The sequence below is a fragment of the Mycobacterium sp. E2238 genome (genome assembly GCF_001672665.1).
Taxonomy (GTDB): Bacteria; Actinomycetota; Actinomycetes; order Mycobacteriales; family Mycobacteriaceae; genus Mycobacterium.
In genome coordinates, this window is record NZ_LZKF01000249.1 from 1 (window position 1) to 26,146 (window position 26,146).

The following is a 26,146-nucleotide window of genomic DNA, read 5'->3' on the forward strand; positions in this document are numbered from 1 at the left end:
GCCGCGGGCCCCGCTGTGGATCGCCGATGCTGATCGCCTGACCGTCGCGAATGTTCGTCGTCGACGCCCGTGCACCGTCGACGAAGATGCCGTTGTGGCTCAGGTCGATGGCCACCCAGTGGGTACCGGCGAAACGCAATATCACTTCAGGGCGGGGCGGTGGCGGCGGCGCGGCCGGATTCAGGAACCGCTCGAGGGCGATGTCGCTGCCCGGACCGTAACCGACGATCACGTCTCGGCCCGGGGCGAAGTCGAACCTCATCGACCCGACCCACACGGTCAACGGGGAGGCTCTGTACGCGGAAGCCTCGGGCCGCATGGCCGCCACCTTTCCTCACGCCGGTCAGCTCGAATTAGTGTCTACCCGCCGGTCGCCGGCTATCCACCGGGGTCCTGCGATCACAGCGTGTTACGCCGGCCCGCCACCGATGCATTGTCGAGAAGCCGGCGCAATACCTTTACCGCGTCCGTCAGCACCTGGCGGTCGACCGGCTCGAGCAACGCGAGTTGCGGTTCGATCGCGGCGGCGCGGTCGGCGCGAACCGCGTTGAGCGTGCGCTTTCCTTGGGGAGTGATGCGGATCCGGACGGCGCGCGCGTCGCCTGGGTCGACGGTCCGGGTGACCAGGCCGGCGTCTTCGAGCCGGCGGACCTGGGTGGTCATGGTCGGTTGCGAGCAGTGATCGACGCCGGCGAGGTCGCCGATCCGGGCCTCGCCGTGCGCTTCGATCGTGGCAAGCAGCCTGGCCTGCGCCGCGGGCAAGGGCATCTGGATCCGCTGGGTGGCCAGCCGGTTGAGCCGCGCCACCACGGCGAGCAAATCCGCGCCCAGCTGTTGGGCCTCGATGTTTGCGGTCTCGACAACTCTGTCCATGTACCCATAGTTCCATAGCTTTGCTAAGCGAGACGAGTGGCGGCCGGTCGAACCGGGTCGGAAGTTACTCGGTGTGATGAAGCGACTTGGCGCCGCGCCCTGGCACAATCAGTGAAGTGAATGCCCGTCGCCCCGTCCGTTCGCGTCGTCGGGGTGGACCTTTACAACCGGCCGAGTTGGCACAGGCATCGGTCATGGGGGCGCTCTGCGCGGTGATCGCGATCATCGCCGGGGTGATTCCGTTTGCCCAGGGGTTGGCACTGCTGGGCACCGTGCCGATGGGGCTGCTGGCCTACCGTTACCGGTTGCGAGTGCTGGTCGCCGCGACGTTTGCTGCCGGGATGATCGCCTTCCTCATCTCTGGACTGGGCGGTTTCCTGACCGTCGTCAACTGTGCGTATATCGGTGGGTTGACCGGCTTCGTCAAGCGCAGGGGACGGGGCACCCCGACGGTGCTCGCCTCCTCCCTTGTTGCCGGAGTCGCCGTCGCGGCCGCCACGGTCGGCATGTTGACGGTGCTGAATCGGCTGCGGCATCTGATCTTTCAGGTGATGACGGCCAACGTCGACGGTGTTGTCGCATTCCTCACCCGGGTGGACCTGCAATGGCTCGGCGCCGACGTGAAGCGGTGCTTCGAATTCGGGCTGCATTACTGGCCGTGGCTGATGCTCGGCTACGTCACCTACGGGGTGATGTTCTCGTCGTTGATCGGTTGGTGGGCGCTTTCGCGCCTGCTGGACCGGATGGGCAACGTTCCGGACGTGCACAAACTCGACGCTCCGGACGAAGCGCCCGGCGCCCCGATCGGGCCGGTACCGGTGCGACTGGACAGGGTGCGGTTCCGCTACCCGCACGCGAAGCAAGACGCGCTGCGCGAAATCAGCCTGGAACTCCAAGTCGGCGAACACATTGCCGTCATCGGCGCCAACGGTTCGGGAAAGACGACGTTGACGCTGATCTTGGCGGGTCGGCAACCGACGTCGGGTACCGTGCAGCGCCCGGGCGCAGTGGGGTTGGGCATGTTGGGCGGCACGGCGCTTGTCCTGCAGCATCCGAAGAGCCAGGTCTTGGGAACCCGGGTCGCCGATGATGTGGTCTGGGGGCTGCCGCCGGGCACCGAGGTCGATGTCGACCACTTGCTCCGCGAAGTGGGTCTCGAGGGTTTTGCCGAGCGCGATACCGGCAGCCTGTCCGGCGGGGAACTGCAGCGCCTCGCTCTGGCCGCGGCGCTCGCCCGGGAACCGGCGCTGCTGATCGCTGACGAGTTCACCAGCATGGTCGATCAGCAGGGCCGTAACGTCCTGTTGAACGTGCTGTCAGGCCTTCCCCAACGGCATCGGACGGCGTTGGTGCACATCACGCATTTCGACAATGAGGCCGCGTCGGCGGACCGGACCATCAACCTCAGCGATTCCTCTGACAACGCCGGCACGGTCGAGACGGCCCCGCCCCCCGCCCCGGCCCCGGCCCTCAAGCGGGCCTTCAACAAGCCGGTACTCGAAATCGTCGACGTCCGACACGAATACAACAGCGGCACGCCCTGGCAGAAGACCGCGCTGCGCGGTATCAGCTTCGTAGTCGAACAGGGCGACGGAATTTTGATCCACGGCGGCAACGGGTCGGGTAAGTCGACGCTGGCGTGGATCATGGCCGGGCTGACCGCTCCCACCAGCGGTGCCTGTTTGCTCGACGGTCAACCCATCCGTGAGCACGTCGGCGCGGTGGGGTTGTCGTTTCAGACTTCGAGGCTGCAACTGATGCGCAGCCACGTTGGCCTGGAAATCGCTTCCGTGGCAGGGTTTTCGGAGCGCGACGTGAACCGCGTGGCGGCTGCCCTTGGCGCGGTAGGTCTGGAGCCCGCGATGGGCAATCGCCGCATCGACCAGCTCAGCGGTGGCGAAATGCGACGAGTGGTGCTGGCCGGACTGCTGGCGTGTTCGCCACGCGTGTTGATCCTCGACGAGCCGTTAGCCGGACTGGACATTTCCAGCCAGCGGGGCCTGCTGCGCCTGCTGGCCGACCTGCGACGTCACCGAGGCCTGACAGTGGTGGTCATCTCGCACGACTTCGTCGGTTTGGAAGAGGTGTGCCCACGCGTTTTGCATCTGCAGAATGGCGCGCTGGAGTCTATGCCGGCCACCGCCACGGCCGGGGGTGTGGCGTGACGGCAACCTCATCCTCGTCCACGGCATCCGGGCGGAGCAGGCGCGGTTCTCGTCCGGTGGTGCTGCTGGTTCCGGTGCCCGGAAGGTCGGCCATTCACAACTTATGGGCCGGCACCAAACTGCTGGTGGTATTCGGTGTTTCGGTGTTGCTGACCCTCTATCCGGGTTGGGTGACGATCGGGGCGGTGGCAGTGCTCGTGGCGGCGGCGATCTGGATCGCACACATCCCCCGGGGTGCGGTTCCGTCGATTCCGCGGTGGCTGTGGGTCCTCCTGGCATTGGGATTCGTGACCGCGGCGTTGGCCGGCGGCAGTCCGGTGGTCTCGATTCACGGTGTTGGCATCGGCCTCGGTGGAGCGTTGAACTTCCTGCGGATCACCGCGCTATCGATCGTTCTGCTCGGGTTGGGGGCCATGGTGTCCTGGACCACCAACGTCGCCGAAATCGCGCCGGCGCTGGCCATTTTGGGTCGCCCGTTCAGGTGGCTGCGGATTCCGGTCGACGAGTGGGCGGTGGCCTTGGCCCTGGCGCTACGCGCCTTCCCGCTGTTGATCGAGGAATTTCAGGTGCTCTACGCAGCTCGTCGATTGCGGCCCAACCACATGCCCCAGGGTCGCAAGGCTCGGGTCCGCCAAACGACGGGCAACTCGATCGACCTGGTGGCCGCCGCCATCGTGGTGACCCTGCGGCGCGCCGATGAGATGGGCGACGCGATCACCGCTCGGGGCGGCACCGGTCAGCTCTCGGCCGACCCGGCGCGGCCGAGATTGGGTGATTGGGCGACGCTCGCGGTCACCCTCGCGGTCAGCGGTGCCGCGGTGGCGATCGAGACGATATTCCACCTGACTCACTAGTCGTTCGCGTAGCGTGAGCGCGTGGCCGACATTCACCGGACTCGCACGATCGCGGCTCGCATCGGTGACATCTGGGAGACGCTGGCGGACTTCGGGGCGATCAGTTCGTGGGCCGGCAACGTCGACCACTCGTGCATCTTGTCCTCCGGCCCCGGCGGAGCTCCCGTCGGGACCGCCCGGCGGGTGCAGGTCAACCGCGACGCCCTCGTCGAGCGCATCACCGAGTTCGACCCGCCCCGCGCGCTCGGCTACGACATCGAAGGCCTGCCCAGACGCCTGCGCAGGGTGTCCAACCGCTGGACGCTGGCATCCACCGGTGATTCGGCCGCCGCGACGGCGGTGACCCTCACCAGCACCGTCGAAATCGGTCCGCACGCAATGCAAAAGCTGGCCGAACGGGTCCTGTGCCGCGTACTCGCGCGACAGTCCGAGGCGATGCTCGCCGGGCTTGCGAATCGATTGGAGCGTGCTGGTGTCTGATCGCCCCGACGTCATCGTCATCATGACGGACGAGGAACGTGCGGTGCCCCCGTACGAGGCTCCCGACGTGCTCGCGTGGCGCGACCGGACACTCACCGGCCGCAAGTGGTTTCAGGACCACGGGGTCAGCTTCACTCGGCACTACACCGGCTCGCTGGCCTGCGTGCCAAGCCGCCCAACGATTTTCACCGGTCACTATCCTGACTTGCACGGCGTCACCCAGACCGACGGCATCGGAAAGACCGCCGGCGATTCGCGCATGCGCTGGCTGCGTGCGGGCGAGGTCCCCACGCTCGGCAATTGGTTCCGGGCGGCCGGATACGACACCCATTACGACGGCAAGTGGCACATCTCGCACGCCGACCTCACCGACCCGAGGACCGGTGGGCCGCTGGCGACCAACGACGAGAACGGTGTCGTCGACGCCGCCGCGGTGCGGCGCTACCTGGAGGCGGATCGGTTGGGGCCGTTCGGATTCTCGGGGTGGGTCGGCCCGGAGCCGCACGGGGCGGCGCTGGCCGACGCCGGTATCCGCCGCGACCCGCTGATCGCCGCTCGGGTGGTCGCGTGGCTCGCCGACCGCTATGCCCGTCGCCGCGACGGCGACCCGGCCGCGCTGCGCCCGTTCCTCCTGGTCGCCAGCTTCGTCAATCCCCATGACATCGTGCTGTTCCCGACCTGGTCCCGGCGCAGCCCGGTCAAGCCGTCGCCACTCGACCCGCCCGCGGTGCCCGCCGCGCCCACCGCGGACGAAGACCTGTCCACGAAACCGGCGGCGCAGATCGCCTTTCGCGAGGCTTACTACTCCGGCTACGGCCCCGCGCCCGCGATCGAGCGGACCTACGAGCGCAACGCGCAGCGCTACCGCGACCTGTATTACCGGCTGCACGCCGAGGTGGACGGGCCGATCGACCGCGTCAGGCGGGCCGTCACCGAAGGCGGCTCGCGCAATGCTGTTTTGGTGCGCACGGCCGATCACGGCGATCTGCTGGGCGCCCACGGCGGTCTGCACCAGAAATGGTTCAACCTCTACGACGAGGCCACCCGCGTCCCCTTCGTCATCGCGCGCATCGGCGAGCGCTCGACGCGGCCACGGCTTGTCGCCGCACCCACCTCCCACGTCGACCTGGTCCCCACGCTGCTGGCGGCGGCGGGCATCGATGTCGCGGCGGCCTCCGCCACGCTGGCCCAGTCGTTCTCGGAAGTGCATCGGCTGCCCGGCCGGAACCTCATGCCCGTCGTGGACGGCGCCGCGGCCGACGAGACTCGTGCCGTCTACCTGATGACCCGCGACAACATGCTCGAAGGGGATAGCGGCGCGTCGGGATTGGCTCGCCGCCTGAAGCGGACCGTCAATCCGCCTGCGCCGCTGCGCATCCGCGTCCCGGCCCACACCGCCTCCAACTTCGAGGGTCTGGTGGTCCGCGTCGACGACGCGACGGTTCCCGGTTGCGCAGGCCATCTCTGGAAGCTGGTGCGCACCTTCGACGACCCGGGCACCTGGACGGAGCCAGGAGTGCGGCACTTGGCGGCCAATGGGCTCGGGGGAGAGGCTTACCGGACCTCCCCGCTCGACGATCAGTGGGAGCTATACGACCTCACCGTGGACCCGATCGAAGCGATCAACCGTTGGACCGATCCGGATCTGCACAGCGTGCGTCAGCACCTGCGGATGGAGCTCAAGCAGGCCAGGGCCAGTTCCGTCCCGGAGCGAAACCGCCCGTGGCCCTATGCATCTCGCCGGCCGCCGACGGCGGGGCCGTCGAGGCTGAGGCGCCTGATTGCGGCTGCGTTCGATCGCTGAATCACGTGTGCCACATGAGACCCATCCTGTGGGCATTACATGGTCGGCGAATTTGATATCGCGGGCGATAGCACATTCGAAGGTCGCCAGATGGCCGGAAGCGCAACGCCGCTAAGTTCGCATGCGGTCGATGAGGTTCGACAACACCACGATGCTTTCGCTGCGCTCGATGTCCGCGCTCGAGCGGATGCGTTCGAGGGCCGCCTCTAGATGCCGCATGTCGCGGGCCAGTACGTGCAGGATCGCATCCGACGTGCCGGTGACCGTCGCCGCGCTGACCACCTCGGGCATGTCCACCCACGCCGCGCGGAGCCGATCGGGCTCGATCGTGCCGTGGCAGAACACCTGCACGTAGGCCTCTGTCTTCCAGCCGAGCGCGTTAGGGTCGACGACCGTCGTGAAGCCCCTGATCACCCCGTCGTCGACCATCCGGTCGACGCGGCGCTTGACCGCCGGCGCCGAGAGGTTCACCGTCTGGCCGATTTCCGCGAAGGTGGCCCGTGCGTTTCTGGTCAACTCGGAGAGGATGCGCTCGTCCGTCCCATCCAGGCGGTCCATCCGTTACCCCTTAATAAATCGCCGCGACGCGCGGCTTGGTGCAATAAATCAACTATAGACGCGCAAGAAACGTCGTTTGCTTGTTTGAGCTGCCGGAAATACCGTTGATCTATGACGGATTCGTACGTTGCGCCACGCGCGACCGGCAAGCTCGTCCGCACGCCGCGGGCCCGCCGGTACGCGATGACGCCGCCGGAGTTCTTCGCGGTGGAGTACGCGATCAACCCGTGGATGGACATCGCCACCCCCGTCGACGTGGGCGTCGCGATGGCCCAATGGAACTCCCTGCGCGCGGCCTACCTACGGCTGGGGCACCGGGTGGAGGTGATCAAGCCCGTGCCCGGCCTCCCGGACATGGTGTACGCCGCAAACGGCGGATTCATCGCGGGCGACGTCGCGATCGTCGCGAGATTTCGATTCGCCGAGCGGGCGGGCGAATCACGCGCCTACGCCGAATGGATGTCCTCGTTCGGGTACCGGCCGGTGTCCACCCGTCATGTCAACGAGGGGCAGGGCGACTTGCTGATGGTCGGGGAGACGGTGTTGGCGGGCTATGGCTTTCGCACCGACCGGCGTGCACACGCGGAAATCTCCGCGGCGCTGCGGGCGCCGGTCGTCTCACTCGAGTTGGTGGATCCACGCTTTTATCACCTCGACACCGCGCTGGCGGTTCTCGACGACCAGACCATCGCGTTCTACCCGCCGGCGTTCAGCGCGCCCGCGCGGGACCAACTGCAGGCTCTGTTTCCCGGCGCGATCGTGGTCGCAAGCGCCGACGCGTTCGTGCTCGGCCTCAACGTCGTCTCCGATGGCCTGCACGTCGTCCTCCCTGCCGCGGCAACGGGTTTCGCCGCGCAGCTGCGTGCGGCCGGTTTCGAGCCGATCGGCGTCGAGCTGTCCGAACTCCTCAAGGGCGGCGGTTCGGTCAAGTGCTGCACATTGGAGGTGTTTCCATGACGATCCTCGACGCCCGGACCTCGACCCGGACCGAATCGGCGATCGGCTTGGTCGAACGCTTTGCGGCACACAACTATTCGCCGTTGCCCGTGGTGGCGGCCAGCGCCGAGGGTGCGTGGATCACCGACGTGGAGGGCCGGCGCTATTTGGATTGCCTGGCCGCCTATTCAGCGGTCAACTTCGGCCATCGCAACCCGGAGATCACCGCGGCGGCCCACGCCCAGCTCGACACCGTTACGTTGGTGAGCCGCGCGTTCCATTCCGACACCCTCGGTCCGTTCTGCGCCGCCCTTGCCCGGCTGTGCGGCAAAGACCTGGTGTTGCCGATGAACTCGGGCGCAGAAGCCGTGGAGAGCGGTCTCAAGGTCGCGCGCAAGTGGGGTGCGGAGGTCAAGGGCGTGCCCGATGGCCGGGCCAATATCATCGTCGCGGACAACAACTTCCACGGCCGCACGATCAGCATCGTCAGCTTCTCCTCGGATCCGGCGGCGCGGGATGGATTCGGACCATTCACCCCGGGTTTCCGCTCCGTGCCCTTCGGGGATGCCGCCGCGCTGGCCCGCGCGATCGACGACGACACCGTCGCGGTCCTGCTCGAGCCGATCCAGGGCGAGGCCGGCATCGTCGTCCCGCCCGACGACTACCTGCCGACCGTGCGCGCCCTGTGCAGCGAGCACCACGTTCTTATGATCGCCGACGAGATTCAGTCTGGCCTGGCGCGCACGGGGCGCACCTTCGCCTGCGACCACTGGGGCGTGGTGCCGGACGTCTACCTGCTCGGCAAGGCGCTGGGCGGCGGTGTGGTTCCCTTGTCGGCGGTGGTCGCCGACGACGAGGTGCTGGGTGTGCTGCATCCCGGCGAACACGGCTCGACCTTCGGTGGTAATCCGTTGGCGGCCGCTATCGGCACCACCGTGGTTTCCATGCTGGGCCGCGGAGAGTTTCAAGCCCGCTCGGCGAAATTGGGCGCACACCTGCACGGGCGCCTGCGAGGCCTGCTTGGCCACGGTGTCGTGGCGGTGCGCGGCCTGGGACTGTGGGCCGGCGTCGACGTCGACCCCGCGCTCGGGACGGGCAAGCAGCTGAGTCTTCGGCTGGCCGATCGTGGTGTGTTGGTGAAGGACACGCACGGGTCGACGTTGCGGTTCGCGCCACCGCTGGTGATCGGCGAGCAGGAGATCGACTGGGCGATTGAGCAGTTCGCTATGGCGTTGCGGGGGGCTGGCCCATAATCAGCTGATCGAGCAAGGAGGGGTAATTGCCACCCACGTCGATCAGCTTGAAAGAGCAGATGCTGCGGCGCCGCCCGGTTGTGGGCACGCCCGTCGCGTACGGGGCCGCGGACCACCTCAAGCGGACCATCGGCACCTTCCAGCTGACCATGTTCGGGGTCGGCTCGACGGTCGGGACGGGCATCTTCTTCGTCATGTCTCAAGCCGTGCCCGAAGCCGGCCCCGGAGTCATTCTGTCGTTCCTCATCGCCGGGCTCGCCGCTGGGCTCGCGGCCATCTGCTACGCCGAATTGGCCTCCGCGGTACCGGTTTCCGGGTCGTCGTACTCCTACGCGTACACCACCCTGGGTGAGGTCGTCGCGATGGGGGTGGCGGCGTGCCTGCTGCTGGAGTACGGGGTGTCGACCGCCGCGGTCGCGGTGAACTGGAGCGGCTACCTCAACAAGTTGCTCAGCAATGTGTTCGGAATCCAATTTCCGCACGCGGTGTCCGCCGCGCCATGGGATGCGCGTCCCGGCTTCGTGAACCTGCCGGCGATCATCTTGCTCGCTATGTGCGCGCTGCTGCTCATCCGCGGCGCCAGCGAGTCGGCCCGGGTCAACACGATCATGGTGCTGGTCAAGCTGGGCGTGCTGGTCATCTTCGTGATCATCGGCTTCACCGCGTTCGACGCGACCCATCTCCGCGACTTTGCGCCGTTCGGTGCGGCGGGCATCGGCTCGGCCGCGGGCACCATCTTCTTCTCCTATATCGGTCTCGATGCCGTGTCGACCGCCGGCGACGAAGTGAAGAACCCGCAGAAGACCATGCCCCGCGCGTTGATCGCGGCGCTGGTAACGGTCACTAGCGTGTATGTGCTCGTCGCGCTCGCCGCGCTGGGCACTCAGCCGTGGCAGGACTTCGCCGGGCAACAGGAGGCCGGCCTGGCCACCATCCTCGACAAGGTCACGCGCGGCAGCTGGGCAAGCACGATCCTGGCCGCCGGCGCCGTCATCTCGATCTTCTCCGTCACTTTGGTCACCATGTACGGACAGACGCGCATCCTCTTCGCCATGGGCCGCGACGGGTTATTGCCGTCGCGATTCGCGCGCGTGAACACGAGCACCATGACCCCGGTGAGCAACACGGTGATCGTGGCGATCGCCGCCTCGGCGTTGGCCGCCTTCATACCGCTGGAGAAGTTGGCGGACATGGTGTCCATCGGGACGCTCACCGCGTTCGTGGTCGTTTCCGCCGGAGTGATCATCTTGCGGGTGCGTGAACCCGACCTGCCCCGGGGATTCAAGGTCCCCGGTTACCCCGTCACGCCCGTCCTTTCGGTGTTGGCGTGCGGGTACATCCTCGCCAGCCTGCACTGGTACACCTGGATCGCGTTCAGCGGCTGGGTCGCGCTCGCGTTAATCTTCTACTTCGTGTGGGGCCGCCATCACAGCGCGCTCAACAGCGAAACGCTCGAGCGAGACGCGCTATGAGCGTCGTCGTCGGCTACCGGGCCGGCAAGGTTGGGCTCTCGGGATTGCATTTGGGCGTACGTATCGCGCGCACCCGCGGCACCTCGCTCACCGTGGTGACGATTGTGCCCAAGCCCTGGCTGACTCCGTCGCGCGCCCGCGTCGACGCCGAATACGAGATGTGGGCCGACGCGCTGGCCGCGGAGTCGGCGAACGAGGCCGCCCGCTTTTTGGACAAGGTGGCCGACGACATCGAGGTCACCTACGTGCACCGCGCACACGGCTCGGTGTCGGGGGGACTCCTCGAGGTCACCCACGAGATTGACGCCGACGTGCTCGTGCTGGGCTCGTTGCCCAGCGGCGGGCGCGGCCAGGTGCTGATCGGCTCCACCGCCGACTGGCTGCTGCACGCGTCGCACGTGCCGGTGGCCATCAGCCCGCGCAATTACCCTGCGCACCAAGGCAAGTTGACCCGCCTCAGCTGTGCCTACTCGGCCACCCCCGATGCGGTCGACGTGGTGAGACGCTGCTTCGAGTTCGGGCAGCGGTTCGGTGTACCGGTGCGGGTGATCACGTTCGCGGTCCGCGGCAAGACGATGTATCCGCCGGAGGTCGGGCTTGAGGTCGAGGATGAAGTGTTGCAGGCCTGGGCGTCACAAGTGCGCGGCATCCTCGAAGAGCTGAAGACAAACGGGATCGTCAGTGAAGACGTTGCGCTGCAGGTGGTTACCGGCCGCAGTTGGAAAGACGCGCTGGCGAAGGCGAATTGGCAGGAGGGTGAGATCCTGGCATTGGGCACCCGGCCGCGCGGCGACATCCGGCGGGTCTTCCTCGGTTCCCGCAGCGCCAAGATCATCCGGGAAAGCCCCGTGCCGGTGCTGGTGTTGCCGGGCTAGCGCTGCGCAGCCGCGTTGGCGGCCGCTTGCGCCCGTTTCAGGGCTACCGCGACATCGCCGCGGCCCAAGAACATTTCGTCGAAATAGGGCTGCAGGGCGTCGTTGCCGGCCGCGAAGCCTGCCCCGCCGGGGGCCGCGATGCGCGGGCCGTTGAGCACCGCGAAGAAGGGTGTGACGTCGACGCCTCTGGCGGACCAGTAATGGAAGTAAACCGGCTGAGCCGACAGGACCGCCGGGATGGCCGCGCCCTCGCGCCCCAGGAACTCGTTGCCCGCCTTGCTGCCCATCCACGCCAGGACCTGACGGACGGCCTCGGGGTGTTTCGTCGCGGCGTTGCCCGCCGCCGCAATGCCGTTCGTGACGCTCACCCGGCCGACCGGGCCCACCGGCATCATCGCCACTCCCCAGCGGAAGCGGGCATCGCGGGCCACCGGCGCCAGGTTGTAGGTGCCGGACTGGAACAGCGCCATCCTGCCGGCCAGGAACTGGTTGCGGGAGAAGTCACCGTTGTCGTTGGTGTCCGAGGCGGGCGGCGCGACGTGGTCGTCGTTGATCAGGCGGACCAGATAGCGGAAGGCTTGCACGGCGCCGGGATTGTCGAACGCGAACGTGTCGCCGCGCTGGAAGATGCCGCCGGCCGAGCCGATGTAGTTGAGGTAGATACCCTGTGGGTCGTTGGCGGCGTTGTAGCCCCACTGTCGTACTCGGCCGGCATCGAAACCCGCCGTGTTTCCGCGACGTCCGTCGGCGTCCAAAGTGAGCCGGGCGAGCATGGGCCGCAGCGTGTCACCCTCGCCGGGGCTCCACCGCAACCCGTTCAGCCGGGCGGGGTCGACGCCGGCCGCGGCGAGCAGGTCCGCGTTGTAATACAGCGCGATCCCGGCATCGGTCAGCTGCGGCACCCCCCACAGCGCGCCTCCGCGGGTGAACTGGTCGACGACCGCCGAGTCCCACGCCGAGGCGGACCCCGGCTCGAGTGTCGTGCCGATGTTCATCAGCCGGCCGCTGTCGGCGTAGGCGGCCAGATAGGCGTTGGAAAGCCAGAAGATGTCGTCGGCACTCCCGCCGGCGATATCGGTGCGTAGCGTGTCGAAGTACGTCGAATACGCAACCACGCTGGTGTGCACCGCGATATCGGGATGCGTGCGATTGAACGCCTCGAACGACTGCCGATAAGCCGTGGCGATTTGTTCGGCCCAGACCCGCACCGTCACGACGATCTTGCCGCCGGGGGGTTGGCCGGAGTAGTCCAGCAGCACCGCGGTCGCACCCAACAGCACCGCGACCAGCGCGAGCGCCCCGGCCATCAGCGTCGAAAAGCGCGGGCGAGTCATGGGCTGCACCGAGATTGCCGCGGTGGTCGTGGATCACCCGAAATCGCAGCCGTGACGGGAATCTCGGTGTGCGGGCGGCTCACTTGAGCCCCGAGACGACGATCGATGCGACGATGTGGCGCTGGAAAACCACGAACAGTGCGATCAGCGGGACGATCGCGACCGTCGTCGCCGCCATGACCAGCGTCCACTGGGAGTTGAACCGCGACTGCAGGTCGGCCGTCGCCACCGTGAGCACCCGCCACTTGTGCCCGCTGGTGATCACCAACGGCCACATGAAGTTATTCCACTGCGAGACCACCGTGATCAGCGTCAAGGCCGCCAGCACCGGCCGGCTGGACGGAATCACCACGTGCACTATCACGTCCAAAGTGTTGGCCCCGTCCAGGTGGGCGGCGTTGACCAAGTCGTTCGGGATGATGCGAAAGTGCTCCCGCAGCAAGAAGATCGCATACGGCGAGCCGAACATGAACGGCAATACCAGCGCCCAGAACGTGTTGCGCAGGCCGAGCTGGGCCATCATCAAATACAGCGGCACTACGGTCACGGTTCCCGGCACCATCAACGTCGCGATGTAGACCCAGAACAGTGCGTCGCGCCCGGGAAACTGCAAGCGCGCGAACGCGTATGCGGCCAGCACCGAAAAGGTCAACTGGCCCACCAGGATCACCGCGGTCATCAAGGCCGTCACCGCCGCCGCGCGGCCGAATCCGGCTCCACCGAGGTCGGCGTAGTTGGACAAGGTGAACGGCCGCGGCAGTTGTAGCGGCGTACCGGTGGCGAACTGATGTGCCGAGGTGAACGAGGTCAACAGACCAAGTAGGAAGGGGACCAACGTGATCAGCGCACCGAGGATGAGTCCGCCGTAAATTGCGAGCCGGCTAAGTGAGGTCATAGCTGATCCGCCGCCGGAAGTAGAGGTGCTGCACCATGGTGACGCCGATCAGGATGACGAACAGCACCACCGCCATCACCGACGCGCGCCCGATGGCAGCCGCGCCGAAAGCCTCGGCGTAGATGCGGTGAGCCACCAGGTCGGTGCTGCCCCCCGGTCCGCCGCCGGTCAGCGCATAGACCATATCGAAAACCTGTGCCGTGCTGACGATCCCGGTCACCAGGACGAAGAATGTCGTCGGCCGCAGCATGGGCAGGGTGATGCGCCAGAACCGTTGCCATGCGGTGGCGCCGTCGGTGCGCGCGGCGGCGTGAACGTCGTCGGGGATCGCCAGCAGGCCCGCCAGGAACGACAGCGAGACGTAGCCGACGTTGGTCCACACGACGACGGCCGACACAAGCGGCAGGGCGAAGCTGGGGTCCGACAGCCATTCGATGCTGTGTCCCAGCACAGTGCTCACGGCCCCGTCCGTGGGGGCCAGAATCCAGCGCCACAACACGGCGATCGCGAGCGGCGCGCAGATCCACGGCAGCACGTAGAGGGTGCGGAACAGCCCGGTGCCGGGAAGCTGCCGCGCCAGCATGGAAGCGGCCAGCAGGCCCAGCACCGTCTGCGCCGGCACCACGATCGCCACGAAGAGGGCCGTGACGATCAGCGAGTTGGCGAAGTTGCGATCCGTCAGCACCGACCGCCAGTTGGCAACGCCCACATAGTGCAGCGGGCCCAGCAGGTCCCAGCGGTAGAGGCTGAGCCAAATCACCACGAGGATGGGCAGCAGCAAGAAGGCCACGACCCCGAACAAGCTCGGCGCCAGCAGGGCATAGCCCAGCGCGGTGGAGCGAGGCTGTGTCCTCAGGGCGCCGCTGGCCATGGAGGTAATTAAAGCGGGCGGGGCCGGGGTTTGGGGCGAACGGCCGTTACGGTGGATCCGTGACACCGAACCGGGGGATCGATGCCGACTTCCTGAATCTGCCGCGCCACCAGTTGGCCGAGGCCGCGCTTTCGTCGGCCAGCGCGGCCGGTGCAAGCTACGCCGACCTGCGGGTTCACCGCATCGTGACCGAGATCATCCAGCTGCGCGACGGCGAGCTGGAGACGGCGGTCGTCAATCGCGAGGTCGGTTTGGCGGTGCGGGTGATCGTCGATGGCACGTGGGGATTCGCCTCGCACGCGGAACTGGCGCCCTCGGTTGCCGCCGAGACGGCGCGTCGAGCCGTGCAAGTGGCCACCACCCTGGCGACGTTGAATAGCGAGCGCGTCGAGTTGGCGCCCGAGCCGGTCTACGCCGACGCCACCTGGGTGTCCGACTACCGGATCGACCCGTTCAGCGTGCCGGCGGCCGACAAGATCGGCGTGCTGGAGGAATACTCCGGCCGGCTGCTCAGTGCCGACGGCGTCGACCACGTGTCGGCCGTGCTCACCGCCGTCAAGGAGCAGACCTTCTACGCCGATACCTTCGGATCGTCGATCACCCAGCAGCGGGTGCGGGTGCAGCCGTCGCTGGAGGCGGTCACCGTCGACGCCGCGGCGGGCAGCTTCGACTCGATGCGCACGCTGGCCCCGCCGATGGGGCGCGGCTGGGAAGTGCTGGCCGGCGACGAGGTGTGGAACTGGACGGACGAGCTGGCGCAGTTGCCGTCGCTGCTCGCCGAAAAGGTCAAGGCGCCCAGCGTGGCGGCGGGGCGCAAAGACCTGGTGATCGACCCCACCAACCTGTGGCTGACCATTCACGAATCCATCGGGCACGCAACCGAATACGACCGGGCCATCGGCTACGAAGCCGCCTACGCGGGAACCTCTTTCGCCACCCCTGACAAACTCGGCACCATGCGGTACGGCTCCCCGGTGATGAACGTGACCGCCGACCGCACCGTCGACCACGGCCTGGCCACCATCGGTTACGACGACGAGGGCGTGGCCGCGCAAAGCTGGGATCTGGTGCGCGACGGGGTGTTTGTCGGCTATCAGCTCGACCGGGTGTTCGCTCCTCGTCTGGGGCAGCCGCGGTCCAACGGGTGCTCGTACGCCGACTCGCCGCATCACGTGCCGATTCAGCGGATGGCCAACGTGTCGCTGCAGCCGGCGCGCGAGGACGTCAGCACCGCCGACCTGATCAGCCGTGTCGAGGACGGCATCTACATCATCGGCGACAAGTCGTGGTCAATCGACATGCAGCGCTACAACTTTCAGTTCACCGGTCAGCGATTCTTTCGCATCCGCGACGGTCGGCTGGACGGTCAATTGCGAGACGTCGCCTACCAGGCCACCACCACCGATTTCTGGAACTCCATGGAAGCCGTGGGCGGCCCGTCGACTTGGCGGTTGGGGGGCGCGTTCAACTGCGGCAAGGCGCAGCCCGGCCAGATCGCCCCGGTCAGCCACGGCTGCCCGTCGGCCTTGTTCCGCGGCGTCAACGTGCTCAACACCCGAACCGAGGGCGGCCGATGATCACCCCGCAGCATGTCGTCAACCTCGTTTTGGAGGAGGCCGCCAAACTCGGCGGCGCGAGCGAGACCATGGTGCTCGTCACCGACAAGGTCGAGGCGACGCTACGCTGGGCGGGCAATTCGATGACCACCAACGGTGTTTCGGTGAACCGCAGCATCACGGTGATCTCCGTCGTCCGCGAAGGGTCCAGCGCGCGGATCGGCACGATGGTCTCCGCCGAGGTGGACCCGCGGGTGATCCCCGAGTTGGTGGCGGCGTCCCAGGAGGCGGCCCGCTCGGCGCCCGAGGCCGGTGACGCCGCGCCGCTGTTGACCGATACCGGGGTGCCCGTCGATTGGGACGCGCCGGCGCCCGGCACCGGACCGTTGGTGTTCGCCGAGGTCGCCGACTCCTTGAGCCGCGGCTTCCGCGGCACCGACCGGCTGTATGGCTTTGCGCACCATAGCGTTTCGACGACGTTCCTGGCATCGTCGACCGGAGTGCGCCGGCGCTACACCCAGCCCGCCGGGGCGGTGGAGATCAACGGCAAGCGCGGCGACGCGAGCGCGTGGGCCGGTATTGGGACGCCCGACTTCGTCGACGTGCCAATGGATTCGCTGCTCGAAGAGCTGTCGATGCGGCTCGGCTGGGCCGAGCGCCGCGTGGAACTGCCCGCGGGACGCTACGAGACGATCATGCCGCCCTCCACGGTGGCCGACATGATGCTTTACCTCGCCTGGTCGATGGCCGGCCGGGGTGCCAGGGAGGGCCGCACCGCGTTCTCGGCGCCCGGCGGCGGGACGCGGGTGGGGGAGCGGCTCACCGAATTGCCGCTGACCCTGTTCTCCGATCCGATGGCGCCGGGCCTGGCATGCACGCCGTTCGTCGCGGTGAGCAGCTCGTCGGAGACGGCGTCGGTGTTCGACAACGGCATGGAGATCGGTCAAGTGGACTGGATCCGCAACGGGGTGATCAATGCGCTGGCCTACCCGCGTGCGACGGCGGCCAAATTCGATGCCGACGTCGCGGTGGCCGCCGACAACCTGGTGATGACCGGTGGGTCGGCCGAGCTTGCCGACATGATCGCGGCCACCGAACGCGGCCTGCTGCTGACCACACTGTGGTACATCCGCGAGGTGGACCCCACCACGCTGCTGCTCACGGGATTGACCCGCGACGGCGTCTACCTCATCGAAGATGGCGAGGTGACCGCCGCCGTCAACAACTTCCGGTTCAACGAGAGCCCGCTGGACCTGCTGCGGCGGGTCACCGAGGCCGGGGCGAGCGAGAAGACCCTGCCCCGGGAGTGGGCGGACTGGGCCACCCGCGCGGCCATGCCGTCGCTGCGGATACCGGACTTCTACATGTCTTCGGTGAGCCAGGCGCAATAGGCGATTGCCGCTGGGCCGGTCGCGTTCTAGCGTGTGACGAATGGCGGCTCCGGTTTCGGTCCAAGAAGATCAGCTCACACGGTTGGTGGCACTGTCTCCGGGATCGCCGCCGGACGCGCGCATCGCAGCCCTGGTTCGGCGGACGTGCGCCCAGACGCTGTCGCTCCCGCCACTGCCGAGTCGTATCGAGGTCGGCACGCCCGAGTCGGAGGCCGAAGTCGCCACCATCGAGTTCGCCGAGCAGTTCAGCGCCGACGTTTCCGCGATCACCGACGGGCATCGGTCCCGGCTGATTAAACACCTGGGCGACAAGGCGTTTGGCGTAGTGGTCCTGATGTATATCGCCGACTTCGTTCCCCGGGTACGGGCCGGGCTCGAAGCGCTCGGCGTCGGCTCGGAGTATTTGGGCTGGGTCGACGGCGCCATCGAATGGGATCGCACCACCGAGCCGTCGGGAGCGGTGTTCAACGATTTCTTGCCTTCGGTGGCCCGGATGCGGGCGCTGGACCCCGTCACCTCCGAGCTGGTCCGACTGCGCGGGGCGGCTCAGCACAACTGCCGGTTGTGCAAGTCGCTGCGGGAGGGCACCGCGCTGGATGCCGGCGGTTCGGAGGCGCTCTACGACGAGATCGACCGCTTCGAGTCGTCGGATCTGCTCGACGACCGCGCGAAAGCGGCCCTGCGCTACGCCGATGCGTTAATTTGGACCCCTGCGCACCTCGCCGCCGACGATGCCGCCGAGGTGCGCTCCCGGTTCTCCGATGCCGAGGCCGTGGAGCTCACCTTTGACATCATGCGGAATGCAAGCAACAAAGTCGCCGTCGCGTTAGGCGCCGACGCCCCTCGGGTCGAGCACGGTACCGAGCGATATCTGCTCGGAGCCGACGGCAAGACCGTCTTCAACTGATACTTTCCGCGGCCGGCGTGGCGTCGGGTGCGGGGCGATTAGCCGCTGGTCAAGAGGCTTTCGACCCTGGCTGTGATGCCTCAGCCGAAGTGGATCGGACGACGGCCCGATGCCCGGGGCGAAGTAGCAAATGTTAACCATCCGTACACGGTCACGCAAACTAAAGTTCGCCGCTCGGGCCGCGGGTACTGGCTAAATTTATGTCCCGACACCAAAACTCATATGTGAACTCATATGTGCCGGTGATCTCAGATGGCAGCGGCGCCTGAGTTGACGACCATACACCGCGTGACTGTTAGCCGTTGCCCGGATCGCTGTCGGTTAGCAGTTACCACACAAGGCTTGGCTTGCGTCGGAGAGCAAATCGCTCCCACGCAGAGGGAGGACCGGAGATGACAACCACCCGTTCGCGTTCGCGCATGCGCGGGTCATCGGTTTGGGTTGCCGGCGTCGCGCTGGGTGCCTCGATGCTCGGTGGCGCGGTGCTCTCGGCACCGCAAGCTTCGGCGTCCTGCAACTTGAGTCCCAAGGACGACCAGTACATTCAGCTGCTCGCGCAGAACAAGATGGTCCACAACGCCGACTTCAGCGATTGCACTGAGGCCGCCGAGGGACGGTGGTTCGCCGACCAGGTCCGGAACCACCCGAATCCGTTCGGAGAGGCCCAGGAGCTGGTCAACATGATCACCAACACCACGTCGATGAGCCAGGCGCAGGCCGAGTGGGAGGTCGAGTCGGCGATCTACGTCTACGCGCCGGACGTGATCCCGAAGATCAAGGATCAGGCCGCTCACGCTGACTGGCCGACGGCGTAACGACGCGGCTCTGCCAGCTAACTCACGCAAGGCGCCGGCGCGGCTGGGCGCCGGCGAGTGTCCGATCGCCATTTTACGGCGGCCTTTCGTCGCGTGAGTGCCAACCGCCTTTCGTTATATGCAGTGTCGCGCAAGCTTTTTGGCTAACCGCTGTTCATTCAATGTTCGACGAGCCGGTCGTTTGACCTGCTCGTCGACGGTGGTACCCGAGCGTTAGCGCGAAGGGCACAGTAGCAAATTTCCATGATGAGGGGGTCTGGAGAAGTGACGATTTCACGATCGCGCGCGCAGTTGGCGGCGGGGGCCGCCGTTGTGGTGGGGGCCGCGATGTTCGGTGGTGCCGTGCTGACAGCGCCGCACGCCTCGGCGTCGTGCAACATGAGCCCCGCCGACGATCAGTACATCAAGCTGCTGGCGCAGAACAAGATGGTTCACAACGCCGATTTCAACGACTGCAGCGAGGCCGCCGAGGGGCGCTGGTTCGCCTCTCAGGTCCGGTCCAACCCGAATCCGTTCGGAGAGGGTCAGGAGCTGATCAACATGATCACCAGAACCACGCCGATGAGCCAAGCCCAGGCCGAGTGGGAAGTTGAATCTGCGGTCTATGTCTACGCACCGGACATGATTCCCAAGATGAAGGATGAGGCCGCGCGACAGGTCCCCGGGCAACCGGCGCCCATGTGATGCCCTTCGGGGGCTGCCTGGACGCCTGTGCATGGCCGCCCAATCTTGCTGCGCGTAAGGGTTTTTGGCGTTAGTTCCGAGCTTCTGAGGCCGGTCGCGGCCGCCTGCGATGCGTCCGTCGGTACTTATCCACCGTGTCGACGCCGAACAGGATCGGCACTGCGGCGACCGCGACGACCCAACCCCACAGGGGCGGATTCCATTGACCGAGCAAGCGCGCAATGGGGGGTACCCACAGTTCGACAAGGGAGAAGGCCAGCCCGATGAACGCCGCGGGTACCAGGAGCCGGTTGGTGAGCCAGCCCAACGCTCCTGGCCAGCGCGAGGAGGACCGGCACGCAAAGACGTTGGCGGTCTGGGCGAGGACGACTGTGATGAACGCCGCGCCGGAAGCCATCGCCAGGTCGTGTCCGGCCGGGAACGGGTTTGCGGGACGCCAGCCGAGCGCCATCAGGGATACGACGAAGGCGGTCAGCGAGACGACGGCCTCGAGCGGGCCCAGCACCCCGAATGCGCGGTGCAGCACAGTGCGGTTCATCAGTCGTCCGTGAACCGGAGGCCCCTCGAGCAGGTGCTTGGCGGGCGGCTCGGCGCCGAGCGCGACAGCCGACAGGGTGTCGGTGCCGATGTCGAGTGCGATGATCTGCAGAACACCGAGCGCGAGGGGAAACAGGCCGCCCGAAAGCGCCCAAACGAGGAAGGGTGCAAGCTCGGCAACGTTGTCGGTCAGGTGGTAGGTCAGGAACCGGCGGATATTGACGAAGGTGGCGCGCCCTTGCTCGATGCCGGCCACGATGCCGGCGAAAGAATCGTCGAGCAGAACGAGGTCGGCCGCTTCGCGTGCGACGTCGGTGCCGGACCGGCCCATCGCCACACCGATGTCGGACTCGTGCAACGCCGGTGCGTCGTTGACTCCGTCGCCGGTCATCGCCACCACGTGGCCCCGGGAGCGAAGCGCACGGGCGATGCGGAGTTTGTCCTCGGGAGACACCCGAGCGATCACCACCCCGTCGTGGTCGAGGACAGCGCCGAGATGCTGCTCGTCCTCCGGTAGCTCCGCTCCCAACAGCACCGGTGAGTCGGCGGCCCGTAGCCGCACCTCGTTGGCGATGGCCGTGGCGGTGGCCGGATGATCACCGGTCACCATCGCCACCTTCACTCCCGCTTTGCGGCACGCGTCGAGCGATGCGGAGATGTCCTCACGTGGCGGATCCTCGAGCGCCACGAGGCCGAGCAGGGACAAACCCTCTTCGCATTCCTGTTGATCCCGGGGGGTACGGCTGGCCCTCGGGCCCGCGGCGACGGCGAGCACCCGGAGCCCCCGGGCAGTCAGGGCGTCGACGGCCCGGTGTGCTGCGGGGTCGTCACCGCAGAGCGGAAGCACGGCATCCGGTGCGCCTTTCACCACGGTTTCGTTTGTCAGCACGACGGCCATGCGGCGCAGTCGGGGATCGAAGGGGAACCGCAGTTCGGCATGGACGGTGCGACGGTCCTCGACGGTGTCGATGCCGAGTCGTCGGGCGAAGGTGTCGAGGGCAGCCTCCATGGGGTCGCCGTGGGCCCGCCACTGCCCGTCGACTTCTTCGGCGTATCCGGTGGAGCAGCGTTCTCCGGCTAGCGCGAGCCGGCGAACGGACTGCTCCGCAGTCGGTGAAGACCACGTGAACCGGGCTTTGGGGCCGTAACCGGCACCGTCGATGGTCGACGAGCCGGCCGGCGTCCAGGCTTCGACCACCGTCATCTGATTGCGGGTGAGGGTTCCCGTCTTGTCGGTACAGATGAACGTCGTGGAACCGAGCGTCTCGACGGCCTCGAGGTTGCGGACCAGGATCTGCCGTTTCGCCATCTGCTCCGAGCCCCAGGCGAGGGAGAGCGTCACGGTGGGCAGCAACGCCTCGGGGACCAGGGCGACCGTGACGCCGATCGCAAAAACGAAGGCCTGCTGGATCGGGTTGCCCACGAGCATAGAAACGAGCAGGAACAACACACCCACACTGATTGCGATCGCTGCGATCAGGCGCACGACACCGCGCAAACCGCGCGTCAGTGGGGTGTCCGGTTTCCTGGCCGAGGTGGTCAGCCGGGTGATGCCGGCCAGGCGGGTCTGTTGGCCGATCGCGGTCACCAGTGCGCGCGAATCTCCTTCCACGACGAAAGTGCCGGCGAACAGCGGTTCACCTGCTGCGACTGCGCCGGCCTCGCTCTCACCGGTGAGCATGGAGGAGTCGACCAGCAACCGATTCTGGCTGAGCACCACGGCGTCGGCGGGAACGCGGTCGCCGCTTTCCAGTAGCAGCACGTCGTCGACGACCACGTCCTCGGCCTCGATCACCCGCCGAGCGCCGTCGCGCAAGACCGTTACGCGGGTCGGCAGCATCTCCTGGAGCCGGTCGGCGGCGCGGTCTGCCCGCGCTTGTTGGATCAAGGAGAAGATCCCGTTCACCACGATTACCGCGATGATGGCGACGCTGAGTTGTGGCAGCTTCGCCAGGAAGGCGAGCACTGCGGCCGCCCACAGCAGCAGCGCGAAAAAGTGCGTCAGCTCCCCGAGCAGCCGGCGGGCGATCGACGGCCGCCTCGCGGCGGGGAGCTTGTTGGTACCGCCCATCGCGCGCCGCTCGGTTGCCTCGGCGGTCGTCAGGCCGAGCGTCATGACGTCGGCCATGGCCCTCCTCTCCGCTGAGCCGCGACGTGTGATCTCGGCGGCGACGGCAAGCGCTCTGGCCTCTCGCGATTCGTTGCCAGCAACCGACGAAATGCTATAACCGGCGCCGCTGAACGGCCGAACACCTGACCTACCCGGGATAACCGCCCGACGGACATTGATGTTGGCGTTCGGCTACCGTTTCCTACGGAACATCGCTAGGGGCGGTAGCTCAGTTGGTTAGAGCCGCGGACTCATAATCCGTTGGTCGCGGGTTCGAGCCCCGCCCGCCCCACCGGCTCTGAACAGCCCCACCGGCTCTGAACGTGCAGCTGGTTGACGGGGTAGGGGCCCGAGGTGGTCAGCCACAGACCTGGCCTATTTGTCCGTGATTTGGGCTCGCCTCGCACTGGCCGAGTTCGCGTCTGTAGATCTCGCGCATGTAATTGTCGATGCACGCCTGGTGGGCGGCGGGATCGGTGATGTCGACACAGGGATCGCCGACGCGTGCCGGTGCTACGGGAACAGAGATTGGTACGAGTGCTATGACCGCTGCCGCAGACACCCCCAATATTGCTCTCTTCATCAGTCTGCCTTTGTCGTAACCGTATGCGCAGCGTGGTGGAGTTGCGTGTTCGCAGTTAACCTCAGCCGGGTGCTACCGGCTAGTGGCGAAAGTCCCGGAAGCGAGCTGTCGCCGGCCCCGCTGCCCTCCTGCTTCGCGGCTCTCGCGTCCACACCGCAGACGACGCCATAAGGCGCGCAGTGTTTCCAGCGCTCGGGAATGCGTCGGGCGTAGTAATCAGAGCCGAGCCCGCGCTGGCAAGCGCTGTCTCACAGCACGTTTCAGGCGCCGAGGAAGGATCTGACGTTCGATGGCGACGAGGGGGCCGGTGCTTCGTCGCGACTGCACCGGTGATGGGTGACTCCCACACTCAGGGCGAACGGAGCGCGTCATCCGATCCGGGCCCGCCCGACGTCACATTCGCGGGCGGGGCCCGGCCGAAGATGGGGACTCAGCCCTGGTGCACGACGTTCTGGTTGCCGGTGTTGTTGACCGCCGGTGTGCCGGAGTGGTATGTGATGTCGTTCGAATTGCCGGACACCATGATGGAGTTGGCCGAGTCGACGGTGACCTTGTGCCCGACCCCGGAAACGTTCAGTACGTCGCAGTTCCCGGTGACGGTGACTACATGGTTGCCGCCGCTGACGTACAACGTGCCGTTGTCGCAGGCCACGGTCTTGTCACCACCCCATCCGTCGACGCTGTTGATAGGGCCCGCCAACGGGGGCGGGGACGGGAGCGGATTGGCCGCGGCGATGGCGTTGGTCGTGGCAGCGCCAAGGAGCGCAAGGCCGACCGACGCAATGATCTTGGTGCTCAAACTGTTTGACATGAGGTCCTCCTCGGAACTCGATAATGACGTGTTTCTTCCAGCGATTTGGATTGAGTTATGCGACAACTCTTTTTCATCCGACCAATGTGCACGACTACGGGAGTAGGGTCTTAGGGCCCATGTCCTGCGGGACTTCCGTCGCGTTATGACCGAGAAAGCGCCACTCCACCCGGGCCTCGGACACGGACCACGCATTGAGGAGTGTTCCGTCCATCATTTGGGATCGTCTTCCGTTCGGTAATTACACCTTGCGGATTTGCCTCCCGGGTGTCGAGGGCGACGTGCTCGAAGCTATGCGTGCAGTATCGATCCTCGGTTACAGCCCTGTCAGCAAACTCAATTGACTCTCACCTCATATTCTCTCGGGTAAAGTCCTCGCCGGATCGGGGCGAATCCCTCTTGTTCGAGACGCCCAAGTCGCCTGCGAACTAGCCGCACATCCGAGTTTGCAAGGCGGGGCAGCATGGTTGGCAGATTGTTCATAACGGCCGTCACCAGGTTCCGCTATCATGGCAGCTCAAATGCTTTTCGACGCGACCTGGGGCCTGATGGGATGCTGTCGAGAGGCTGCCGCCCCGACAGTTGCCATCCAGTGCGAACCGAGGGCCGAGAGGGAGATGGCACGCGTCCAGTCTCGCCAGTTGCCGGACCGACCAAAAATTTCGAGATGCGACCATTTCATGGATTCCCCGCCGATAGCAAACTCCTACGGTGCTATTGGTCCGGTCCCATTCCTGGATTCCGGGATAACTACACGCTGATGATTCCGATTGGCTATCTGGCATGCGGTACGGCCGCGGACGGCCCCAAGCTGCTGGTCTCGGACAACGACGAGCGTCTTCTCGTCCTTGCCTTGGGGGTAGGCCTTGAAGACTTAATGGATTGGCCCGAGATGGAGCGCAGAGATTGACGCAAGCCACAAATGCATAGGTTCGCGAGAGCGAGTCGGCCCCCCCTTTCATTTCGCCATAACGGACCTGTGTCCGGACGTCCTCAATTCGACGGAAATCTATCGGTCCTGCGATGAGGACACGCGAACCCCCGCTTCTGCCGCCAGACCCTGCCGGTGCCGAGCCACGCAGGCGGCGCAAGTCATAGATTGGGTTGAATGAGCCGACGCCATGAGGATGAAGCGCCCAACGACGCCGCCGACGACTCTCAGTCCAAGCCCAAGCGGGACCCTGAGCCGGTGGTGCCCGAGGAGGGCGAGGGCCCGTTTCCTCCCGTGGCCGGCGAACCCCGGCCACCCATCGGCAATTGACCGTGTCCCAAAGTTGTTCCCATCGTCGTTTCCAGGCAAGGGCTCGGGAGCAGTCGCGTCGCACGAGGTCGGCCCCACGTGTGGGAATTCGGGACCGGGGTATCCCCCCGGGCGTATGACTACAGCCAGGACACAACCGGATCAGCACGAAATCGACGACGTCCGGGGGATCGTTGACGCCATCTCCTCGGCCTTCGCGGCCAAGATCGTCGGGCAGCACGACTTACGCGAGTCGCTACTCATCGGCCTGCTGGCGGGCGGTCACATCCTGTTGGAAAGCGTGCCGGGCCTGGCCAAGACCACCGCAGCCAAGGTGCTCGCCGAGTCGATTCACGGCCGCTTTCAACGCATCCAATGCACGCCCGACCTGCTGCCCAGCGACATCATCGGCACACAGATTTATGACTCGGCAACCAACTCCTTCGTCACCCAACTAGGTCCGGTGCACGCCAACATCGTGCTGCTCGACGAGATCAACCGGTCCAGCGCGAAGACGCAGAGCGCCATGCTCGAGGCGATGGAGGAGCGTCAGACCACGATCGCCGGGCAGGTGCACCCGCTCGCGGACCCGTTTCTGGTCGTCGCCACCCAGAACCCCGTCGACCAGGAAGGCACTTATCCGCTCTCCGAGGCGCAGACCGACCGCTTCCTGCTCAAGGAGATCGTGCGCTACCCCTCCCCGCAGGAGGAGGTGGAAGTGATGTCGCGGATCGACGCCGGCCTCTACGACAAGGGACGGCCCGCCCCGCCGGTGGCCACTCTCGACGACGTGCTCCGCGTCCAGGACGTGGTCCGCCACGTCCACATGGACCGCGCCCTGATGCTCTATGCCAGCCAGCTGGTCGACGTGACCCGTCATCCCGCGCGGGCGCTGCCCAAGCAGCTCGCGCGTCTGGTCGAATACGGCGCCAGCCCCCGCGCCACGATCGCGTTCTGCAAGGCGGCCCGGGCGCAGGCCGTGCTGTCCGGGCGTGCACACGTATTGCCCGAGGACATCGCGAAGCTCGCGCACCGGGTGCTGCGGCACCGGCTCATCCTTGGATTCGAAGCAGCCAGCGCCGATATCACCCCCGAGGTCGTCATCGACGCCGCCCTGCGGGCCGTCCGCGTCCCCTGAGGTC

The 26,146-nt window shown here is 66.6% G+C and carries 22 protein-coding genes, 1 tRNA gene and 1 pseudogene; 16 read left to right on the plus strand and 8 right to left on the minus strand.

Features of this window, described 5'->3' with window-relative positions; genetic code table 11:
* Both A5711_RS22800 and A5711_RS22805 read right to left on the minus strand, forming a co-directional pair.
* A pseudogene (locus A5711_RS22800) lies at positions 1-319 on the minus strand (FHA domain-containing protein); the annotation flags it as partial.
* Positions 320-399: 80 nt separating this feature from the next.
* Positions 400-873, minus strand: a complete 474-nt coding sequence (locus A5711_RS22805; protein ID WP_067950561.1) for a MarR family winged helix-turn-helix transcriptional regulator — start codon at positions 871-873, stop codon at positions 400-402.
* A gap of 194 nt (positions 874-1,067) precedes the next feature.
* Here A5711_RS22805 and A5711_RS22810 point away from each other — a divergent pair, with 194 nt between their 5' ends.
* From A5711_RS22810 to A5711_RS22825, 4 genes are read left to right on the plus strand one after another with little or no spacing between them, the layout of a single operon-like run.
* Positions 1,068-3,038, plus strand: coding sequence for an ABC transporter ATP-binding protein (locus tag A5711_RS22810; RefSeq protein ID WP_156745035.1), 1,971 nt, complete (start codon positions 1,068-1,070; stop codon positions 3,036-3,038).
* Positions 3,035-3,892 carry a CbiQ family ECF transporter T component gene (locus tag A5711_RS22815; RefSeq protein ID WP_067950566.1) on the plus strand — a complete coding sequence of 286 codons (858 nt, stop codon included), beginning with the start codon at positions 3,035-3,037 and terminating at the stop codon, positions 3,890-3,892. Before A5711_RS22810 ends, A5711_RS22815 begins: the two co-directional genes overlap by 4 nt.
* Before the next feature lie 21 nt (positions 3,893-3,913).
* Positions 3,914-4,372, plus strand: a complete 459-nt coding sequence (locus tag A5711_RS22820; protein ID WP_067950568.1) for an SRPBCC family protein — start codon at positions 3,914-3,916, stop codon at positions 4,370-4,372.
* Positions 4,365-6,176, plus strand: coding sequence for a sulfatase-like hydrolase/transferase (locus A5711_RS22825; RefSeq protein WP_067950614.1), 1,812 nt, complete (start codon positions 4,365-4,367; stop codon positions 6,174-6,176). The genes A5711_RS22820 and A5711_RS22825 overlap by 8 nt, the downstream gene beginning before the upstream one ends.
* 111 nt (positions 6,177-6,287) lie before the next feature.
* On the opposite strand, the gene A5711_RS22830 is transcribed toward A5711_RS22825, so the two are convergent.
* The gene (locus A5711_RS22830; protein ID WP_067950569.1) at positions 6,288-6,734 is read right to left on the minus strand and encodes an Lrp/AsnC family transcriptional regulator; all 447 of its coding nucleotides are present in this window, start codon (positions 6,732-6,734) and stop codon (positions 6,288-6,290) included.
* A 111-nt stretch (positions 6,735-6,845) separates the two neighbouring features.
* Here A5711_RS22830 and ddaH point away from each other — a divergent pair, with 111 nt between their 5' ends.
* From ddaH to A5711_RS22850, 4 genes are read left to right on the plus strand one after another with little or no spacing between them, the layout of a single operon-like run.
* The gene (gene ddaH, locus A5711_RS22835) at positions 6,846-7,691 is read left to right on the plus strand and encodes a dimethylargininase (RefSeq protein ID WP_067950571.1); all 846 of its coding nucleotides are present in this window, start codon (positions 6,846-6,848) and stop codon (positions 7,689-7,691) included.
* The gene (gene rocD, locus A5711_RS22840) at positions 7,688-8,923 is read left to right on the plus strand and encodes an ornithine--oxo-acid transaminase (RefSeq protein ID WP_067950573.1); all 1,236 of its coding nucleotides are present in this window, start codon (positions 7,688-7,690) and stop codon (positions 8,921-8,923) included. Before ddaH ends, rocD begins: the two co-directional genes overlap by 4 nt.
* A gap of 26 nt (positions 8,924-8,949) precedes the next feature.
* Positions 8,950-10,395, plus strand: coding sequence for an amino acid permease (locus A5711_RS22845; RefSeq protein WP_156745033.1), 1,446 nt, complete (start codon positions 8,950-8,952; stop codon positions 10,393-10,395).
* Positions 10,392-11,270, plus strand: a complete 879-nt coding sequence (locus A5711_RS22850) for a universal stress protein (protein ID WP_067950577.1) — start codon at positions 10,392-10,394, stop codon at positions 11,268-11,270. The genes A5711_RS22845 and A5711_RS22850 overlap by 4 nt, the downstream gene beginning before the upstream one ends.
* On the opposite strand, the gene A5711_RS22855 is transcribed toward A5711_RS22850, so the two are convergent.
* The 3 genes from A5711_RS22855 to A5711_RS22865 form a co-directional block, all read right to left on the minus strand.
* Positions 11,267-12,604, minus strand: coding sequence for a sugar ABC transporter substrate-binding protein (locus A5711_RS22855; RefSeq protein WP_067950579.1), 1,338 nt, complete (start codon positions 12,602-12,604; stop codon positions 11,267-11,269). The genes A5711_RS22850 and A5711_RS22855 overlap by 4 nt on opposite strands.
* Before the next feature lie 79 nt (positions 12,605-12,683).
* Complete coding sequence (locus A5711_RS22860) at positions 12,684-13,499, minus strand: carbohydrate ABC transporter permease (protein WP_066949185.1); 816 nt, start codon at positions 13,497-13,499, stop codon at positions 12,684-12,686.
* Positions 13,486-14,355: a carbohydrate ABC transporter permease gene (locus tag A5711_RS22865; RefSeq protein ID WP_156745036.1), complete on the minus strand. Its 870-nt coding sequence runs from the start codon at positions 14,353-14,355 to the stop codon at positions 13,486-13,488. Before A5711_RS22865 ends, A5711_RS22860 begins: the two co-directional genes overlap by 14 nt.
* Positions 14,356-14,429: 74 nt before the next feature.
* Between A5711_RS22865 and A5711_RS22870 the strand changes: the two genes are divergently transcribed.
* The 5 genes from A5711_RS22870 (at position 14,430) to A5711_RS22890 (ending at position 19,723) form a co-directional block, all read left to right on the plus strand.
* On the plus strand, positions 14,430-15,947 hold the full coding sequence (locus A5711_RS22870) for a TldD/PmbA family protein (RefSeq protein WP_067950583.1): 1,518 nt from the start codon (positions 14,430-14,432) through the stop codon (positions 15,945-15,947).
* A complete protein-coding gene (locus tag A5711_RS22875) occupies positions 15,944-17,317 on the plus strand; it encodes a TldD/PmbA family protein (RefSeq protein ID WP_067950584.1) in 1,374 nt (457 codons plus the stop codon). Before A5711_RS22870 ends, A5711_RS22875 begins: the two co-directional genes overlap by 4 nt.
* 40 nt (positions 17,318-17,357) lie before the next feature.
* Positions 17,358-18,224, plus strand: a complete 867-nt coding sequence (locus A5711_RS22880) for a carboxymuconolactone decarboxylase family protein (RefSeq protein ID WP_067950586.1) — start codon at positions 17,358-17,360, stop codon at positions 18,222-18,224.
* A 392-nt stretch (positions 18,225-18,616) separates the two neighbouring features.
* Positions 18,617-19,039, plus strand: a complete 423-nt coding sequence (locus tag A5711_RS22885; RefSeq protein WP_231972042.1) for a hypothetical protein — start codon at positions 18,617-18,619, stop codon at positions 19,037-19,039.
* A gap of 327 nt (positions 19,040-19,366) precedes the next feature.
* Positions 19,367-19,723: a hypothetical protein gene (locus A5711_RS22890; protein WP_231972045.1), complete on the plus strand. Its 357-nt coding sequence runs from the start codon at positions 19,367-19,369 to the stop codon at positions 19,721-19,723.
* 70 nt (positions 19,724-19,793) lie between these two features.
* Here A5711_RS22890 and A5711_RS22895 read toward each other — a convergent pair whose 3' ends face one another.
* The gene (locus A5711_RS22895; RefSeq protein WP_067950589.1) at positions 19,794-22,388 is read right to left on the minus strand and encodes a cation-transporting P-type ATPase; all 2,595 of its coding nucleotides are present in this window, start codon (positions 22,386-22,388) and stop codon (positions 19,794-19,796) included.
* Between the two features lie 200 nt (positions 22,389-22,588).
* On the opposite strand from A5711_RS22895, the gene A5711_RS22900 reads away from it, so the two are divergent.
* Positions 22,589-22,662 (plus strand) — tRNA-Ile (locus tag A5711_RS22900).
* Positions 22,663-23,383: 721 nt separating this feature from the next.
* Here the strand turns inward: A5711_RS22900 and A5711_RS22905 are convergent.
* Positions 23,384-23,764, minus strand: coding sequence for a DUF3060 domain-containing protein (locus A5711_RS22905; RefSeq protein WP_067950591.1), 381 nt, complete (start codon positions 23,762-23,764; stop codon positions 23,384-23,386).
* Positions 23,765-24,872: 1,108 nt separating this feature from the next.
* Between A5711_RS22905 and A5711_RS27040 the strand changes: the two genes are divergently transcribed.
* Together A5711_RS27040 and A5711_RS22910 are read left to right on the plus strand one after the other, a co-directional pair.
* Positions 24,873-25,025: a hypothetical protein gene (locus tag A5711_RS27040; RefSeq protein ID WP_156745034.1), complete on the plus strand. Its 153-nt coding sequence runs from the start codon at positions 24,873-24,875 to the stop codon at positions 25,023-25,025.
* A gap of 115 nt (positions 25,026-25,140) precedes the next feature.
* The gene (locus A5711_RS22910) at positions 25,141-26,142 is read left to right on the plus strand and encodes a MoxR family ATPase (protein ID WP_067950593.1); all 1,002 of its coding nucleotides are present in this window, start codon (positions 25,141-25,143) and stop codon (positions 26,140-26,142) included.
* Positions 26,143-26,146: the final 4 nt, after the last annotated feature.